The sequence below is a fragment of the Actinomadura sp. RB99 genome (genome assembly GCF_014706005.1).
GTDB lineage: Bacteria > Actinomycetota > Actinomycetes > Streptosporangiales > Streptosporangiaceae > Spirillospora.
The window spans coordinates 12,296-29,457 of sequence record NZ_JABMCA010000010.1 but is presented as its reverse complement, the minus strand read 5'-3'; the positions used below and the strand labels follow the sequence as shown (position 1 = coordinate 29,457).

The following is a 17,162-nucleotide window of genomic DNA, read 5'->3' as shown; positions in this document are numbered from 1 at the left end:
TCAAAATCGTCGCTGTTGCAGGGTGGAAAATTCTGTCGGGCCGCTGGTCGAGTCGCTGATTGATTGCACATGCTGAAGGACGATGAGAGGGCGATATCGTCTCGCACGTGGGGGTACGTGGTGGTTGTGGTTTTGTTTGGTCGGGGTGGTTAGGGGAGTTCTTGGGGGAGGTCGTGGGGGTTGGTTTGGGCGATTATCAGGGTCGTGGTGGTCGAGGATTTTGCGGTTGTCAGGGCTGTGTCCAGGGCTGTGGCGGTGGTAGCCGTGTGGGTGGATTGGATGCCTAGGGCGTTCGCGAATTTGGTGTAGTCCCAGCGGTTGAGGGTGACGTAGGGCTTCGGCTGGGCGTTGGGGTCGGTGAAGTAGGTCCTGTTGAGGAGGAACTGCTCGTACGCGTAGATGCCGTTGTCGATCACGATGACGACCGGGTCGCGGCCGTAGCGCGCCATGGTGGACAGTGCTTGTGCCGTCATGTGGAAGCCGCCGTCGCCGCAGATGACCAGGGGGCGGCGGGACGAGCCGAACGAGGCGCCGACGGCGGCGGTGACGGAATGGCCGATGGAGGCCCAGACGCCGCTGCACATGAACGCGTCCCGGCCCTTCACGGGCAGGTTCGCGGCCGAGACGACGCCGAGGAGCGTGTCGGAGATGACGAGCCAGGACTCGTCCAGGGCGGCGCCGACGCGTTCGTAGACCTGGCGGTAGGTCAGGGCGCCGGTGGCGGGGGCGGGGGTGGCGGGGTGTACGCCGGCGGGGACGGGGCGGGGCGGCGCCTTCGCCGCTTCGGCGACGAGTTCCGTTACGAGGGCGGCGAGCTCGGCGTTCTGTTTGGGGGATCCCTTGATCCTCACCTTGCCGTCGTAGGCGGTGACGATGCGTCCGATGCCGCTGGTCACGAGCGGTGCGTAGCCGTTGGGGAGGACGCAGCCGAGCATCACGAGCAGGTCGGCGTCCCGGACGGCGTGCGCGGCGGCCGGGGCCGAGTGCGGCGGATCGTAGACCCCCACCCAGCCTTTGCCCTGCTCGGGCAGGACCGACTTGGCGAGCAGGGCGGTCGACCAGCGCGTCCCGAGCTTGGCGAGCAGATCGGCGGCCTTGTCGGCGAGCCCGTACCGCTGGATCTCCGTGCCGACGAGGACGAGCGGCGAGGTCGCCGCCCGGATGAGGCCGACGATCGTGGCCGCGAGCTGCTTCTCGGTGCCGGCCGGCGGGTCGGTGAGGGGGAGCGGTCCGGACGGCGCGGGGCAGGGCTTGTCCCAGAGGTCCAGGTTGATCTCGATGTAGACCGGCCGTTTCCGCTTGAGGGCGGTCGCGATCGCGTTGTCGACCACGGCGGGCACGTCGGCGGCGGTGACGGCCCGGGCCGCGCTCGCGGTGACGAGTGCGTAGGCGCTCAGGTCGGTGTCGGGGCGGCCGATCGAATGGGAGAAGACGATGTCGAGGTTCTTCTGGTTGCCGATGCTGTGGGGGCTCGGGCCGCCGTTGACGACGACGACCGGGCTGCGTTCGACGTACGCCCCGGCGATGGCGTTGATCATGCTGAGCGTGCCGACGCCGTAGGCGACCGCGACGGCGCCGAGGCCCTTCGCGCGCGCGTACCCGTCGGCCGCGTACCCGGCTTCGAGATCGCTCGCCGTGACCACGGTCCTGATGGCGTGCGCGCCGGCCGCGTCGAAGAGGTCCGAGCAGTAGGCGGCGGGGACGCCGAACAGCGTGTCCACGTGCTGCTCGGCGAGGCGCCTCAGGACGTAGTCGGCGACGGTGGAGGTCATACCGGGTTGCAGGGCGGGACGCAGGGCGTGTCCGCGGGGGCCAGGCGGCGCCGCCTCAGCCACTCGGTGATCCGCGGATGCTGGATGAAGTTCTCGGGAATCGCCATCGGCGGTGCGAGGCCGAAGTTCATGGCGATCGCTCTTACGAGCTTCTTGCACTCCGCCTTGCTCGGTTGCTCGTTCTCGGTGCAGTCGAAGTTCCCGCCGATGACGACGTGGTCGCTGCGCGGGAACATGTAGCCGTTCTGGCTGTAGAGGTACTGCAGGTCCAGTTGGGGCCGCAGCATCGCCAGGTCGCCGCGGATGGGGTGCATGGCCGTATCGTTCCAGAGCTTCTTCGCGCCGTAGCCGGTGCAGTTGACGATGACCTTCTGCGTCACCGTGCGGAACACGTGCGCCTGGTCGGTGAACTTGCACTGCACGAAGCGGGCCCCGCGGCTGTTCAGGTCGTCCGCCAGCCGTTTCAGGAAGGTCGGCGGTTCGATCAGCAGGGTTCGGTACAGGTGCCCCGGGTTGTGGTGCCCGTGGAACGGCATCCGCGGGAGGTCCACACGGGGTGGGATCAAGGAGGGCGCGATACGCAGCACCTCCTCCAGGTTGTGGGTCTTCTTCGAGGCGTAATTGGGGCGCTCGGAGACGCCGAAGCCCTGGCCGATGCCGCACTTGAAGGTCGTGTACGCCGTGGTGAGGATGTCCTTGAGCTCGCTGTCCTTGCCCTGGTATTCGACCAATGACAGCGCCCATTGGCCGCCGGCCTTATGGGACGTGGTGTCGGCGAACATGCGGTCCGCGTAGATCGTGACGGTGAGGCCGAGGTCGAGCAGGCGCGTCGCCGCCGTCAGGCCCATGACGCCCGAGCCGAGCACCGCGACCTCCGTCTCGTGCGACGTGGCGATCCGCGCCTGGACGAAGTCCCGCACCTTGGCCGCGCATCCCCAGCTCAGCGTGATGCCGGCACCGCCGTGGCCGTAGTTGTGGACGACGAACCTGCCGGACACCGTCTTCGGCTCCAGGCGGTAGGAGCCGCAGCGGTAGGGCCTGATCCCCGCGACGCAGGCGCCCTGCGCGTCGGCGTCGAAGGTGAAGTCCGGCGTCGGCAGCTCGGCGTCATCGGACGGCATCGCGGTTCCCCTTCCGGCGCTCCCACCGGCACTGTCCTTCCCTTTCCCCGGCTGCCTTCCTGCCCTTCCGGGGCCGCCCTCAAGACGGCATACATCGGAGCTTGACCTTGAGAAGATATGACCTATACGGAGTCGCCCGAAAAGGGTCGATCTGGAGCAATGTGCAAGGCGCGACGCTTAGTGCGGGGTGGGCGGGGCCACGGCGGTGGAGGCCGCTCGCGCATCCTCGGAAAAGATTCCGGGGATGCGCGAACTTCTGTGCGCTCTCTGGACATCCAGACGCCCGCGGCGGGGCGCGGGTTCGGGCCGCGGCGGGTCGGATTGATCACGTCCGGCGGCGCCAACCGCGCGGGGACGGGTCCGCATCTCACCCTGCACAGCGCGACCACGGAGGCCGCGCACCGAGAGAGGGAGCGGCGACCCATGCGGAAGATCGTGATCGGCGGAGTGGCGGCGGCACTGGCGCTCGGCCTGACGGCCTGCGGCGGCAACGGCGGCGGCAAGACCGCGGCGGCGCCGTCCTCGACGCCCGGCGGATCCACGCAGGCACCGAGCGAGACCCCGGCGCCGGGCGGCTCCTCCACGCCGTCCACGCCGTCCACCCCGGGCGCCTCCACCCCGCAGGGCTCGGGCGGTCAGGGCGCCCCGGTCGTCCAGCACACCCCGCCCGCGCCGCAGGGCGGCCAGCAGATCACCACCAAGTGGGGGCGGCTGCGCTACCTGGCCCCGGGCAAGTTCCTCGTCGGCAACGTCGCCTTCTTCACCGCCGACGACACCGTCCTGTACGTCGCCGGCGGCACCTGCCCTGACGGCTCCCCCACCCCGCCCGACGTCATGAAGTGCTCGCTCGACGGGTTCGACCAGTGGGTGCAGGCCGCGCCGCACAACGCCAGCGTCCGCTTCTCCGGCCAGGCCGCCGTCCGCATCACCGAGACCCAGTAGTCCGCCGAGGGCGCGCGCGGGCTCCGATCGGCGCGCCGTGCGGCTCCCGGCTCAGGAGAGCAGGAGCGGGAGCCAGACGCCGATGTTGCCGAGGATCACCGTGACCATGGAGTACTGCAGGAACGAGTGCTTGCGCCAGACGATCTTGGACAGGGCGACCAGCTGGGTGCTGAGCACGAGGCGGTTGCGACTGCCGACGCCGTGTTCGAGCGCGGTGACGAGTTCGGCCGGGTCCCAGCGGCGCAGGTGGCCGAAGTAGACGTAGCCTCGCCGCCAGTTCCTCCGCGCCTCCAGGCGGTTGAGCTGAGGGAAGACGGCGGCTCCGGCGAGCACGATGGCGCCGACCAGGAGGGCGACGCCGATGCCGAAGGTCCAGGTCTCGAGGCCGGACAGGTGCCGCAGCCGCTTTCCGGACTGCGCGAAGACAACGATCATGCCGAGGATCGCCGTTTCCAGGGTGAGGACGACGGAGGCCTTCGCGTCGACCTTGGCGGTCCAGTCGTGCAGGGCCTGGTGGACGCGCCAGGCGTAGGTCTCGAAGGACTCGTCCCCGGCCCCGGACTGCCGGTCGGAATGGTTCGAGGTCTGTGTCATCGTTCCCCTCCGCTGTCGCCGGCTCCTTCTTTTGGACGCGGTGAGGAGAACGGTGAGGTCCGGTGGAACCGGAATATGTCCCGGGGGTAACCGGAGGGGCGAGGATTTCCCGGAGTCCGGTCTCCGCCGGATGGTGAGGAAGGCCGCGGCTAAAGGCGACCGAAAGGCGTCCCGGCGGATTTGGCGAGGTCGTGGGCGGCGAGGAGGGTGGGGAGGGCGAGGGCGGTCAGGGCGAGGGTCGCGGGGACGGCGGTCGTGGCGCTCTGGGCCGCGGCGGCGGCGAGGCCGGTGCCGGTGAGGGCGAGGGCGGCGGTCAGGCGGCGGGTGGAGGGCAGCGCGGCGGTGCGTGCGGCGCGGGCGATGAGGATGCAGAGGCGGTAGGCGATGAAGGCGAGCGTCGCCCAGTAGTAGGCGAACAGGGCCGCGTCGAGGGGTGCGGGCGGGTGCTTCAGCGCGCCGGTCCGGGCGATGAGGAGCATGGCGAGGACGGCCAGGCCGGGGGCCGCGAGGGTGCGGACGGCCTGGACGGCCAGGTCGCGGAGGACCGTCCGGCGGAAGAGGGGCGGGAGCGGGGCGGCGAGGGCGGCGCCGAGGAGGACCGGGGCGAGCCAGAGGCTGGTCGCGGGGTGGGCCGGGTCGGCGGTCAGGGTGCTGGACGGCTCCACGGCGCGCAGCAGCAGCGTCGACAGGGCGAGGACCGCGAAGAGGGCGACGGCGACGGTGCGGCGGGTCTGCCCGGTGCCGGACTCGGGCCAGTCGGTGGGGTGCAGCCAGAGGCGGGCGGCGCCGGCGAGGGTGTCGGGCCAGGCGCGCGGGCCGGCGTCGCGGAGCGCGCCGTCGATCTCGGCGCCCCAGCGTTCGCGGACAGGCGGCGGGTAGAGCGCGGACGCCCTCATGCCGGGCCCAGGGCGCGGAGGCCGGCCTGGGAGACGCGGGCCATCTGCTCCAGCTCGACGCGGAGCGCGGCGCGGCCGGCGTCGGTGATCCGCATGGTGCGGTGGCGGGCGTCGGACGCGTCGTCGGACGGGCGGATCAGCTCGCGGGCCTCGAGGCGGGACAGCGCGCCGTAGAGGCTGCCGGGGCCGAGCTTGCGGCCGGTGAGCTCCTCGATCGCGGTGTTGATGGCGTAGCCGTGCAGGGGTCCCTCGGCGAGGACGGTCAGGACGAGCATCTGGGCGTCGTTGCTGTGCACGCCCCCGAGTGTAGTACGAGGCACGATGCTACTTGCCACGTAGTACGAGGCGCGTACTATGGCGGCCATGGAACGGACGGAACGGCTGCGGGCCGTGCTGGCGGGCCTCGCCCTGGCCTGCCTTTTCGAGGCGCTGACGGTGTTCGCCACGCAGGACAAGGCGGTCCGGGCGGAGAGCCCGTGGCAGGACGACCCCTACGACGTGGCCGTGTCGCTGGCCCAGTTCGCGGTGCCGATGCTCGCCGCGGTGATCGCGCTGCGGCTGCTCGCGTGGCGGGCGCCGGGCGGCCCCGACCGGGAGCGCCAGACGGTGCGGGCGGCGGGGGCGATGACCTCGCTCGTCGGGATCACGCTGGCGTTCGAGTGGGCCGCCGTCGGGGCGGTGCGGCGGTCGTGGGGCGCGTGGACATGGGTCCTGGTCGCCGGGCTCGCCGTGACGTCGGTGTGCGCGGCGGTCGTGGCGGTGATGCTGGCGCGGTGCCGGAGCCCCCGGGTGCGGTGGCGGCACGACTGGCTCGGGGACGTCCTGCTGGTCGCGAGCCGGACGCCCCTGGTGCGGCGATGGGCCGCGCCGGGCGCCGCCGACTGGGTGCGCAGGCACGCGATGAGCGTGTTCGTGCTGGCCAGCGCGCTCGCCGCGGTGGGGATCGTCGGCGCGATGGTCGTCGGCGAGCACTGGACGGACCCGGCGCTCATCGCGTGGGTGCTCGCCGTCGAGTTCACGTCCCACCTGGCGTTCTGCCTGATCGCCAACGCGGTCGCCGGGTTCGTCGCGCGTCCGGAGCGGCCGTGGACGCGGCGCGCCGGCGAGGCGTCGGTCGTGGCGGGGTGCGTCGCGGTCCAGCTCGCGGTGGCGTTCCGCGACGCGCTCTGGCCGGGGACGGTGACGTCGGTGGCGGACGCCGCCGTCCTCACGTTCGGGGCCGGGGCGGCCACCACGGCCGTCGCCGGGGTGCTGCTCATGACGAAGGGGAGGCAATGGCAGCGGTGATCGGTGCGAGCGGGCTGTCCAAGCGGTACGGGCGGCGGCAGGCGGTGCGCGGGCTCGGCTTCACGGTCGGGACCGGGCAGGTCTGCGCGCTGCTCGGGCCGAACGGGGCGGGCAAGACCTCGACCATCCGGATGCTCGTCGGGCTGTCCCGGCCGGACGAGGGCGAGGCGAGGATCCTCGGCGAGCCGGTCCGGCTCGGCGCCCCGGTGCTGCGGCGGGCGGGGGTGCTCATCGACGGCCCGGCGTTCGTCCCGCACCTGTCCGGAACGGCGAACCTCAGGCTGCTGTGGGCGGCGACGGGACGGGAGTGGCCGCCGCCCGCGCTGGACGACGCCCTCGACCTCGCGGGCCTGGGCGCGGCGGTTAACCGGAAGGTCAAGGGCTACTCGATGGGGATGAAGCAGCGGCTGATGCTGGCGCAGGCGCTGATGCGCGCGCCGGACGTGCTGATCCTCGACGAACCGGCGAACGGCCTGGACCCGGCGGAGGTGCGGGCGCTGCGCGAGCGGCTCGGGGAGCTGGCGCGGGGCGGCGCGGCGGTGCTGGTGTCGAGCCATCAGCTGGCGGAGGTGCAGCAGCTCGCGACGCACGCCGTGGTGATGAACCGGGGGCGGCTCGTCGCGTCGGGCCCGCTGGACGAGCTGCTCGGCGGCGAGGACGCCTACCGCGTCGAGGTGGACGACACCGGGCGGGCCGCGGCCGTGCTGCGGGAGGCGCGGAGCGTCGCGTCGGTCGCCGTACGGGACGGGCATCTGGTCGTGACCGCGCCGGGGACGCCGCCGGCGGAACTCGTGCAGGCGCTGGTCACGGCGGGTGTGGGCGTCATGTCGGTGACCCGGGCGGACCGGTCGCTGGAGGAGGCGTTCCTGACGATGACCGAAGGGGAGGGCGGGCGTGCTGCGCGTTGAACTGAGGACCCAGCTGCTGCGGATCCGCACGCTGGTGGCGCTAGCGTGCCTGGCCGCCGTGCCGGTCATCGCGGGGCTGGCGACCGCGTCGCATGCCGGGCACCGCAACGGCGACCAGGGCGGGCTGTACGGCGCGTCGCCGTTCTCCGCGCTCAACCACGCGATGGCGAGCCTGGAGTTCGTCGGCCCGTTGCTGCTGCCGGTCGTCGTGGCGCTGCTGGCGAGCGCGATCGGCTCGTCCGACCGGGACTGGGGGACGCTGCGGTACCTGTACGTCGCGCCGGTCGGCCGGGGACGGCTGCTGGCGGGCAAGCTCGGCGCCGTCGCGGTCGTCACCGCCGCGGCGACCCTGTTCGTGCTGGCCGGAGGCGTCGGCGCCGGGCTGGTGCTGTTCGGCTGGCACCCGTTCCGTGTCATCGGCGCGGCCGACCTGTCCACCGGGGACGCGATCGGGCGGGTGCTCGCGGCGTCCGGCTACACGCTGCTGTGCATGCTCAGCATCGCCGGGATCGCGTTCGCGCTGGGGCTGCTGCTGCCGCGCGGCGCCGAGGCGCTCGGCGCGGCCGTCGGGTTCGTGGTCGCGGCGAGCATCCTGAACGGGTCGCCGGTGCTGCGCGCCGTCCAGGTCGTCCTGCCGGTGCACTACTGGCAGGACTGGACGCACCTGTTCGACCCCCGGCGGGACGGCGCGCCTCGGCACCGGGATCGCGTGCCAGCTCGCCACGACCGTCCTGGCGGCGGGGGTGTCCGTGCTCGTCCTCCTGCGCCGGGATCCTGCGGCCTAGCCGACGTGGGTGGCCAGGTAGTCCTCCCACGTCAGGGCGCCCTTGTCGGCGTTCTCCAGCGAGAGGTTCGCGGCGTCGCGGTAGGCGCGGCCGGCCTTGCCGGGCACGCGGACGGGCAGCATCGGCCGGCGCTTGCCCGCCGCGTCCAGGTAGCCGCGGACGAGCTCGTCGATCCGGTACACCTTCGGGCCGGCGAGGTCGGGCACGCGGCCGGCGGGACCGCCGAGCGCCAGCTCCACCAGGCGGGCGGCCACCTCGCGCGAGTCGACCGGCTGGAAGCGCAGGCCGCCCGGCTTCGGGACGACCGGCAGCTTCGCCATCTTCCGCGCCATCGTGAACACCAGGTCGTGGAACTGGGCGGCGCGCAGGATCGTCCACGGCACGCCCGACTCGATCAGCACCTCCTCGGCGCGCAGCTGCGTGCGCAGGTAGCCGATCGGGACGCGGTCCGCGCCGATCACCGAGATCAGGACGAAGTGCCGCACGCCCGCGCGCGCGGCGGCCCGGGCGAGGTTGCGGGTCGCCTCGTCGTCGCCCTTGGCGCCGCCCGCGAGGTGCAGGACGGTCTCGACGCCGTCCACCGCCTCCTCGACGCCCTCGTCCTTGAGGAGGTCGCCGGTCACGTACTCGACGCCGGCGGTGCTCTCGTGCGGGCGGCGGCTGAGCACCCGGACGTCGCGCCCGGCGTCCCGCAGCAGGGGCAGGACATGCCCGCCGAGGGTGCCGGTGCCGCCGGTGAGCAGGATCTGCGCGCTCATGTCGTCCTCCTAGGCCGTTCTCATTGCGATCGACCACCTAGACGGGGCCTTCCGCCGGGAACGTGACATGAGGCGCGGGGTGATCCGCGTCACCGGAAGGGGAGCGCAGGGGCTAGCGAGTCGGGGGCCTCGCTAGCCCCTGCCGGGGAAATGGCGATGGGGGTACTGGGAACGGGGGTCCCCGTCGCGGCGGTCCACGCTGACGGCGGCGGACGGGCGGTCCGCGCGGCAGGTGACGGTCATCGTGACGAACCGGGTGGACGACTGGAACCGGACGAAGACGGCCCCCGGGGGCGTGCGGTTGCTCGCGCCGACGCTGAAGTTCTGCGCGGGCGTCCAGGAGACGAGGAAGGCGGCGCCGCGGTCACAGCGGGCGACGATGTCGCCGGCCTCGGAGGCCAGGTTGGTGATGGCGGTGGTGACCTGGCGGGTGACGGTGACGGTCGGGCCGGGACGGGGCGGGTCGCGCCGCGGCGGCGCGGACGGCGAGGGCGCGGCGGCGGACGGCGGCGGGCCCGGCGGGGTGGCCGGGACGGCGAGCGCGGCGTCCACCTCGCCGGGCGTCATCGGCTTGACGCCGCGTTCGGTGATGCCGGTGCCGACGGCGGAGATCGCGGCCATGCCGGCGCCGACTCCGAGCACCGCGGCCGCCGACCACACCGTGGCGGCGAGCGCGCTGTGCTTGGACATGCGCGAACTGTTCCACATTCATGGCTAAGGTTCGGCTAAGCAGCCATTAAGGCGTCTATAGGACCTTTCCCGGCAGCGTTCCCGGTCTAGCGTGGCGCCGTGGCGCAACTGTTGCTGGTGGAAGACGACGCCGAGGTGCGCAGCAGGCTCGTCCGCGCGCTGGGCGAGCGCGGGCACGCGGTCGCGTCGGCGCCCACGGGCATGGACGGCATCCGGCGGGCGGTGAGCGCCCGGCCGGACCTGGTGATCCTCGATCTCGGGCTGCCCGACCTGGACGGCGCGGAGGTGCTGCGGATGCTGCGCGCGGTCAGCTCCGTCCCGGTGATCGTGGCGACGGCCCGCGACGACGAGCGGGAGATCGAGCGGATCCTGAACGCGGGCGCGGACGACTACCTGGTGAAGCCGTTCGGGGCGGGGCAGCTGGACGCGCGGGTCCGGGCGGTGCTGCGGCGGGCGGAGGACCCCGGCGGCGCGGCCCGGGAGGTGCGGGTGGGCGGGCTGCGGATGAACGCGGCGGCGCGCGAGGCGTCGCTGGACGGGCGGCCGCTGGAGCTGTCGCCGAAGGAGTTCGACCTGCTGCTCTACCTGGCGTCGCGGCCGGGGCAGGTGGTGTCGAAGCGGGAGCTGCTCACCGAGGTGTGGCACGTGCCGCTCGGCGGGGCGAACAAGACGATCGACGTGCACGTGGCGTGGCTGCGGCGCAAGCTGGGCGAGTCGGCGTCGCGGCCGCGGTACCTGCGGTCGGTGCGCGGGTCCGGCATCAAGATCGTCGACCCGTCGTGAGGCGGCACATCACGCTGCTGGTGGCGTCGACGGTGGTGCTGGTGCTGGTGGCGTTCCTCGTCCCGCTGTCGCTGCTGGTGCGGGACGTGGCGCGGACGCGGACGCTCGCCGCGGCGAACGTGCGGGCGCAGGCGCTGGCGCCGGTGGTGGCGGCGGGCGACCGCGCGACGGTCGAGGTGGCGCTGCAGCAGACGGCGTCGAGCGGCTACCCGATGACGGTGCTGTGGCCGGACGGGCGGTTCAGCGGCGCGCCCGCCGAGCGGGACGCCGGGGTGCGGCTCGCGGAGCGGGGCCGGAGCCTGACGGTGGACACGCCGGGCGGGCGGGAGATCCTCGTGGCGGTGCTCGGCGGCCGCGGCGGGACGGCGGTGATCCGCGCGTTCGTCACGGACCGGCAGATGTTCGCGGGCGTCGGCCGGGCGTGGGCGATCCTGGCGGGGCTCGCGGCGGGCCTGCTGGCGGTGAGCGTGCTGGTGGCGGACCGGCTGGCGCGGTCGCTGGTGCGGCGGATCACGAAGCTGGCGGCGCTGGCGAAGGGCATCTCCACCGGGGACCTGGACGCGCGGGTCGAGCCGGGCGGACCGCCGGAGATCCGCGACGTGACGGTGGGGCTGAACGAGCTGGCGGGGCAGATCGGCGCGCTGCTGTCGCGGGAGCGGGAGCAGGCCGCGGACCTGTCGCACCGGCTCCGCACGCCGCTGACGGTGCTGCGGCTGGAGGCGGAGACGCTGCGGGACCCGGCGGAGGCGGGCCGGATCGGCGAGCAGGTCGACGTGCTGGAGCGGACCGTCACCGAGCTGATCAACACGACGCGGCGGCCGGTGCGGGCGGAGGCGCCCTGCACCGACGCGACCGCGGTCGTGGCGGAGCGGGTGCGGTTCTGGTCGGTGCTGGCCGACGAGCAGGACCGGCGGATGGACCTGCGCATCCCGTCGGGACCGCTGCTGGTCCGTGTGCGCGCGGAGGACCTGTCGGCGTGCCTGGACGCGCTGCTCGGGAACGTCTTCGCGCACACGCCGGAGGGCGGCGCGATGGGCGTGGCGCTGGAGGCGCGCAGCGGCGCGGTGTACCTGACGGTGGACGACGCGGGCCCCGGCTTCGGCGGCCGGCATCTGCTGCGGCGCGGGGTCAGCACCGCGTCGTCGACGGGCCTCGGGCTGGACATCGTGCGGCGCACGGCGGAGGCGAGCCACGGCAGCCTCCAGCTCGGCGAGTCACCGGCCGGGGGCGCGCGGGTGATGGTCCGTTTCGGCATCCCGCCGCGCGATGGGGATCACGCGCCTTAGCCGACTCTTAACCCGTCCGAAGCGCCGCCTTATCGGGTGAGCCGCGACTCTGGCGGGGTGATGTCCCCACCGCGGTCCGGCGGCGGATCCGTACTGCCGCTGGCCAACCGCATCGTGCGGCTCGGCGGCGCCGGCGCGGGCGCCGTCCTGCTGGTGCTGTGCGCCGTGGTGGCCCAGGCGACGCAGGCGCCGCGGGGCCGCCCGGCGGCGGCACCCGAGCCCGCGTCCCAGCGGACCCGCCCGGCGCACGCGTCGCGGGGCACCAAGCCCGCGGAGACGACCGCGAAGACCGCCCCGCTGGTCCGGACGGTGCGCACCGCGGTGCTCCGCCAGCGCTCGACGATCGCGCGCCGCGAGTTCGGCGGGCGCGCGCCGAAGGCGCCGACCGTGCTGCTGTCCCGGTCGGACGCCGCGAAGGGCTGGGCGTTCGGCTCGTCGGTCATCGCGCCGCCGGACGGCGTGGACGCGCCGCCCGACGCGTCGCTGTTCATCGCCCGCCGCCTCACGACGGGCTGGCAGGTGGCGGTGACCGGCGCGCCGACCTTCGCGGCGTTCGCGAAGCACGCCCCGTCCGACGTCGTGCCGGACGGCGAACGCGCGCTCCTCGCCCGCTACGGGAAGGCCGCCGTGAGCGGGGCGGCCACCGGGCTGGAGCTGCCCTGGGGTCCCGGCGGGTCGTGGACGATGCGGCCCGCCGGCGACCCGAGGGCGATCGCGTTCGCGGGAGGGGACGGCCGGGTCCTGGCACCCGGGCCCGGCCGCCTCTACCGGCTGTGCGGCCGGACGTCCGGGCACGCGATGCTGCTGCTGATCCACCCCAACGGGCTCGCGTCGACGTTCTCCCGGCTGACCGCGCCCGCCGCGGTGAAGGACGGCGGCGCCGTCCGGACGGGCGCCTACCTCGGGACGACCGGGCGCGGCCTGCCGTGCTCGACCGGGCAGGCGCCCGGTCCCGCGTCCGTGGTGTTCGGAGTGCTGTCCGGCGGGCGGCCCGCCGCGCTCGACGGGTTGCGGATCGGCGGCTGGACGCTGCGGGTCGCCGCGTCCGGCCGGGCGGTCGCAGCGACGCGGGGCGGCGTCCGCGTCGGCCAGGGCGACCCGCTGCCGAACCTCGGCGACGGTGCGGTCCCCACCCCCGCACCGTCGCCGACCCTTACCTCGTCGCCCGCGACGTCCCCGACGACGGCGGCGTCGTCATGACGGGGAGGCGCGCGTGAACACGGCCTCGTCCCCGCCCGTCCGGGCCCCGGCGCGCCGGCGGACGCTCAAGATCGCGCTTATGGCGGCGGGACTCGCCGCCGCCGCGGTCGCCGGGCGGACCGGGCGCGCCGCGCACCTCCTCACCGCCGCGCACGCGTTCCTGGAGTTCTTCTCCGGCGTGTTCACGCTGGTCGGGCTGACCGGCGCGGTCGTGTTCGGGCTGCTCGCCGCGAGCCGGTCCACGCCGATCCGGCTGCGGATCCTCGCCCAGTCCGGGCACCGCGCCGCCGCCGCGCTCTCGCTCAGCTTCCTCGCCGTCCACATCGTCCTGAAGGTGCTGGAGAAGCACGCGTCCGCGCTCGACGCCGCGCTCCCGGCCGCCGGGTTCCGGGGCCACGGGCTGATGGTGAGCCTCGGGCCCGTCGCCGGCGACCTGATGGTCCTCGCCGCGCTCACCGGCGTCGCCCGCGGCCGGTTCATCGGCGCCGGGCGCGCCTGGACGTGGCGGCTGCTGCACCTCGCCGTGTACGCGTGCTGGCCGGTCGCGCTCGTCCACGGCCTCCAGGCCGGGCGCGCCGCCAAGAGCTGGGTGGTCTACAGCTACCTGCTGTGCGCCGCGGCGGTCGTCCTGCTGGTGCTGGTGCGGCTGGCGGTCGCGTCCCGGCACCGCCGCACGACGGGGCCCCGGCCGGTCCGTCCCGCCGCGGCGGCGCGTCCCCCGGCCCGGCGGCCCGCGCCCGCCGCCGAGGCCCGCGTCCCCGACGAGCAGTTCTGGGCGGACCTCAAGGACGAGGCGAAACGCTGGTCGAGGAGCCGCCCGTGAGCACCGCCTCCGCGACCGGCCGCGCGTTCCGCCTCACCACCATCGGGCCGCCGCGCCTGCTGGCCGGCCTCGACCGCACGTCCCGGCTGGACGCGGCGGCGCACCGGCTCGTCCACCCCGTGCCGCGCGGGCTGCCGCTCCGCGAGCTCGCGGCGCTCGCCGAGAGCGTCGACCTGCGCGGGCGCGGCGGCGCCGCGTTCCCGTTCGCCCGCAAGCTCGCCGCCGTGCACCGGTCGGCGCGGCGCACCGGCCGCGACCCCGTCGTCCTCGTCAACGCCACCGAGGGCGAGCCCGCCAGCTCCAAGGACAAGGCCCTCCTCGCGCACGTGCCGCACCTCGTGCTGAACGGCGCGGTCCTCGCCGTCAAGGCGCTCGGCGCGCGGGAGCTCGTCATCGGCGTCACCGACGACGGCCTCGCCGCGCGGTCGCTGCGGCTCGCCGTCGCCGAGACCCGGCTCCGCGACCGCGCCCGCGTCGTCCGGCTCCCCGAGCGGTTCATCACCGGGGAGGGCGGCGCGCTCGTCCGGGGCGTCAACGGCGAGACGCCGATCCCGCCCGGGCAGAAGGTCCGCGCCGCCGACAGCGGCGTCGACCGGCTCCCCACCCTGCTGTCCAACGCGGAGACGTTCGCGCAGCTCGCCGTGCTCGCCGAACTCGGCGCCGACGGGTACCGCGCCGCCGGCACGCCCCGCGAGCCCGGGACCGTCCTGCTCACCGTCACCCTCCCCGACGGCGGGCACATGGTCGTCGAGACCCCCGCCGGCGTCCCGCTCGCCGACGTGCTCCGGCACTGCGGCACCGACGCCGGGCAGGGCGTCATCGTCGGCGGCTACCACGGCGCCTGCCTCACCCCCGCGCAGGCCGCGCGGGTCACGGTGTCGCGGGAGTCGATGGCGGCGGCCGGCGGCGCGCTCGGCGCCGGGATCGTCGTCCCGCTGCCCCGCGACACCTGCCCGCTCGGCGAGATCGCCCGCGTCGCCGGGTACATGGGCGCCGAGTCCGCCGGGCAGTGCGGCCCCTGCCGGCTCGGCCTGCCCGCGATCGCCCGGTCCGTCGCCGCGCTCGCCGCCGGGACCGCCGGGGACGAGGCCGTCGCCGCCGTCCGCCGCGGCAGCGCCACCGTCCGCGGCCGCGGCGCCTGCAAGCACCCCGACGGGACGACCCGCTTCCTGCTGTCCGCGCTCCGCGCCTTCGGCGACGACGTCGCCGCGCACCTCGACCGGGGCGGCTGCGGCCGGCCGGTCCGCCGGTTCCTGCCCGTCCACGGCGAGGAGCCCGAGGAGGCCGAGGCGTCCCCGCACCGGCTCGCGATCGACTGGTCCCGCTGCGCCGGGCACGGCCTCTGCCGCCACCTGCTGCCCGACCTCGTCCGGCTCGACGAGTTCGGCTACCCCGTCATCGCCGGCGCCGCCGTCCCCGCGCGGCTGCTGCGCGACGCCGTCCAGGCCGCCGAGATGTGCCCCGCCCTCGCGCTGTCCGTGCGGAACGCCTGACCCCGCGCGCGGCCGGAGCCACCGGTCATGAGGGCTTTACCGGCGCCGGACCTTCCGGGGCGCGGCTTGCGGGTAGTGCCATCCCGCCGACCGGCCACGAGCAGAACGAGGGGGAGAGCCGGCGTGACCGACGTTGCGAGCATGGGTTCCGAGCCGGGGGACGAGCGCCCGGTCCTGACGAACCGGCAGGGCCATCCGGTCTACGACAACCAGAACCAGCGGACCGTCGGGGCGCGCGGCCCCGCCACCCTGGAGAACTACCAGTTCCTGGAGAAGATCAGCCACTTCGACCGGGAACGCATCCCCGAGCGGGTCGTGCACGCGCGCGGCGCCACCGCCTTCGGCTACTTCGAGGCGTACGGCTCCTGGGGCGACGAGCCCATCTCCCGCTACACGCGCGCGAAGCTGTTCCAGGAGCGCGGGAAGCGGACCCCGGTCGCGCTGCGGTTCTCCACCGTCATCGGCGGCCGGGACTCCGCCGAGACCGCCCGCGACCCCCGCGGGTTCGCGATCAAGTTCTACACCGAGGACGGCAACTGGGACCTCGTCGGCAACAACCTCGCGGTGTTCTTCATCCGGGACGCCATCAAGTTCCCCGACGTCATCCACGCCCTCAAGCCCGACCCCGTGACGTTCCGGCAGGAGCCGAACCGGATCTTCGACTTCATGTCGCAGACGCCCGAGGCGATGCACATGCTCGTCAACCTGTTCAGCCCGCGCGGCATCCCCGCCGACTACCGGCACCAGCAGGGCTTCGGCGTCAACACCTACAAGTGGGTGAACGACGACGGGGACACCGTCCTGGTCAAGTACCACTGGATGCCGAAGCAGGGCGTCCGCAGCATGACCGGCGCCGACGCCGCGGCCGTGCAGGCGAACGACCTCGGCCACGCCACCAGGGACCTGCACGACGCCATCGACCGCGGCGAGTACCCCGAGTGGGAGCTGCTCGTCCAGATGATGAGCGACGACGACCACCCCGAGCTGGACTTCGACCCGCTCGACGACACGAAGGTGTGGCCGGAGAACGACTTCCCGCCGAAGCCCGTCGGCCGGATCGTCCTCGACCGCACCGTCGCGAACCACTTCGCGGAGAACGAGCAGATCGCGTTCGGCACGGGCGTGCTGGTCGACGGCCTCGACTTCTCCGACGACAAGATGCTCGTCGGCCGGACGTTCTCCTACAGCGACACCCAGCGGCACCGGGTCGGGCCGAACTACCTGCAACTGCCCGTCAACCAGGCGAAGGAGGCGCGGGTCGCCACCAACCAGCGCGACGGGCAGATGACCTACTACGTCGACGGCTACGGCGAGAACCCGCACGTCAACTACGAGCCGTCCATCACCGGCGGGCTCCGGGAGGCGCAGTACCCGACGCACGACGAGCAGGGCCCGGAGATCCGCGGCCGGCTGACCCGCATGCGGATCCCGCGCGCCAACGACTACGAGCAGGCCGGGCAGCGCTACCTGCTGATGGAGGACTGGGAGCGCGACGACCTGGTGGCCAACCTCGTCGACCAGCTGTCGCAGTGCGTGCGGGCCGTCCAGGAGCGGATGGTGTGGCACTTCCTGCTGGTCGAGGACGACCTGGGGCTGCGCGTCGGCAAGGGCCTCGGCATCGCGCCGGAGGACGTCGCGCATCTGAAGCCGCTACAGGGCCAGGACCTCACCGACGAGGACCGGCGGCGGCTCGGCGACCTCGGCAGGAACGGTCCCCGCGACGTGAACGGCCTCAAGATGACGCACTGCGTGCCGAACGAGCGCGCCGTCCACATCCCGTCCGGCCCGAACGGCTGAGGCACGGGCGCGGCGAGCGGGAGGGCG

At 74.0% G+C, this 17,162-nt stretch carries 17 protein-coding genes; 9 read left to right on the top strand and 8 right to left on the bottom strand.

All coding sequences use genetic code 11. The features are described 5' to 3' along the window. Positions 1-149 precede the first annotated feature (149 nt). On the bottom strand, positions 150-1,772 hold the full coding sequence (locus amrb99_RS12040; protein ID WP_190856002.1) for a thiamine pyrophosphate-binding protein: 1,623 nt from the start codon (positions 1,770-1,772) through the stop codon (positions 150-152). After that, complete coding sequence (locus amrb99_RS12035) at positions 1,769-2,893, bottom strand: FAD-dependent oxidoreductase (RefSeq protein ID WP_190856001.1); 1,125 nt, start codon at positions 2,891-2,893, stop codon at positions 1,769-1,771. The genes amrb99_RS12040 and amrb99_RS12035 overlap by 4 nt, the downstream gene beginning before the upstream one ends. Before the next feature lie 423 nt (positions 2,894-3,316). On the opposite strand from amrb99_RS12035, the gene amrb99_RS12030 reads away from it, so the two are divergent. Further along, positions 3,317-3,835, top strand: a complete 519-nt coding sequence (locus tag amrb99_RS12030) for a hypothetical protein (protein ID WP_190856000.1) — start codon at positions 3,317-3,319, stop codon at positions 3,833-3,835. 51 nt (positions 3,836-3,886) lie between these two features. Here the strand turns inward: amrb99_RS12030 and amrb99_RS12025 are convergent, their stop codons facing one another. The 3 genes from amrb99_RS12025 to amrb99_RS12015 form a co-directional block, all read right to left on the bottom strand. After that, positions 3,887-4,429 carry a Pycsar system effector family protein gene (locus tag amrb99_RS12025; RefSeq protein WP_190855999.1) on the bottom strand — a complete coding sequence of 181 codons (543 nt, stop codon included), beginning with the start codon at positions 4,427-4,429 and terminating at the stop codon, positions 3,887-3,889. Positions 4,430-4,578: 149 nt separating this feature from the next. Continuing rightward, on the bottom strand, positions 4,579-5,325 hold the full coding sequence (locus amrb99_RS12020) for a hypothetical protein (RefSeq protein WP_190856147.1): 747 nt from the start codon (positions 5,323-5,325) through the stop codon (positions 4,579-4,581). After that, a complete protein-coding gene (locus tag amrb99_RS12015) occupies positions 5,322-5,621 on the bottom strand; it encodes a helix-turn-helix transcriptional regulator (RefSeq protein ID WP_190855998.1) in 300 nt (99 codons plus the stop codon). Before amrb99_RS12015 ends, amrb99_RS12020 begins: the two co-directional genes overlap by 4 nt. Positions 5,622-5,688: 67 nt before the next feature. On the opposite strand from amrb99_RS12015, the gene amrb99_RS12010 reads away from it, so the two are divergent. Together amrb99_RS12010 and amrb99_RS12005 are read left to right on the top strand one after the other, a co-directional pair. Continuing rightward, the gene (locus amrb99_RS12010; protein WP_190855997.1) at positions 5,689-6,612 is read left to right on the top strand and encodes a hypothetical protein; all 924 of its coding nucleotides are present in this window, start codon (positions 5,689-5,691) and stop codon (positions 6,610-6,612) included. After that, positions 6,600-7,520, top strand: a complete 921-nt coding sequence (locus amrb99_RS12005) for an ABC transporter ATP-binding protein (RefSeq protein ID WP_190855996.1) — start codon at positions 6,600-6,602, stop codon at positions 7,518-7,520. Before amrb99_RS12010 ends, amrb99_RS12005 begins: the two co-directional genes overlap by 13 nt. A gap of 40 nt (positions 7,521-7,560) precedes the next feature. Here amrb99_RS12005 and amrb99_RS50965 read toward each other — a convergent pair whose 3' ends face one another. The 3 genes from amrb99_RS50965 to amrb99_RS11990 all read right to left on the bottom strand — a co-directional run bounded on the left by amrb99_RS50965 (position 7,561) and on the right by amrb99_RS11990 (position 9,753). Then, positions 7,561-8,244, bottom strand: coding sequence for a hypothetical protein (locus amrb99_RS50965; protein WP_241755491.1), 684 nt, complete (start codon positions 8,242-8,244; stop codon positions 7,561-7,563). 57 nt (positions 8,245-8,301) lie between these two features. Further along, positions 8,302-9,063, bottom strand: coding sequence for an NAD(P)H-binding protein (locus amrb99_RS11995; protein ID WP_190855995.1), 762 nt, complete (start codon positions 9,061-9,063; stop codon positions 8,302-8,304). 132 nt (positions 9,064-9,195) lie between these two features. Continuing rightward, positions 9,196-9,753: a hypothetical protein gene (locus amrb99_RS11990; protein WP_190855994.1), complete on the bottom strand. Its 558-nt coding sequence runs from the start codon at positions 9,751-9,753 to the stop codon at positions 9,196-9,198. Between the two features lie 99 nt (positions 9,754-9,852). Here amrb99_RS11990 and amrb99_RS11985 point away from each other — a divergent pair, with 99 nt between their 5' ends. The 6 genes from amrb99_RS11985 (at position 9,853) to amrb99_RS11960 (ending at position 17,135) form a co-directional block, all read left to right on the top strand. Continuing rightward, positions 9,853-10,536 (top strand): response regulator, encoded by a 684-nt coding sequence (locus tag amrb99_RS11985; protein ID WP_190855993.1) that lies wholly within the window; start codon positions 9,853-9,855, stop codon positions 10,534-10,536. Beyond that, entirely contained in the window at positions 10,533-11,822 is a 1,290-nt protein-coding gene (locus amrb99_RS11980; RefSeq protein ID WP_190855992.1) for an ATP-binding protein, read from the top strand. Before amrb99_RS11985 ends, amrb99_RS11980 begins: the two co-directional genes overlap by 4 nt. A 57-nt stretch (positions 11,823-11,879) precedes the next feature. Continuing rightward, the gene (locus amrb99_RS11975; protein ID WP_190855991.1) at positions 11,880-13,022 is read left to right on the top strand and encodes a hypothetical protein; all 1,143 of its coding nucleotides are present in this window, start codon (positions 11,880-11,882) and stop codon (positions 13,020-13,022) included. 13 nt (positions 13,023-13,035) lie between these two features. Then, on the top strand, positions 13,036-13,845 hold the full coding sequence (locus tag amrb99_RS11970) for a hypothetical protein (RefSeq protein ID WP_190855990.1): 810 nt from the start codon (positions 13,036-13,038) through the stop codon (positions 13,843-13,845). Continuing rightward, the gene (locus tag amrb99_RS11965; protein ID WP_190855989.1) at positions 13,842-15,338 is read left to right on the top strand and encodes an NADH-ubiquinone oxidoreductase-F iron-sulfur binding region domain-containing protein; all 1,497 of its coding nucleotides are present in this window, start codon (positions 13,842-13,844) and stop codon (positions 15,336-15,338) included. The genes amrb99_RS11970 and amrb99_RS11965 overlap by 4 nt, the downstream gene beginning before the upstream one ends. A 123-nt stretch (positions 15,339-15,461) precedes the next feature. Then, positions 15,462-17,135 carry a catalase gene (locus amrb99_RS11960; RefSeq protein ID WP_190855988.1) on the top strand — a complete coding sequence of 558 codons (1,674 nt, stop codon included), beginning with the start codon at positions 15,462-15,464 and terminating at the stop codon, positions 17,133-17,135. Positions 17,136-17,162: the final 27 nt, after the last annotated feature.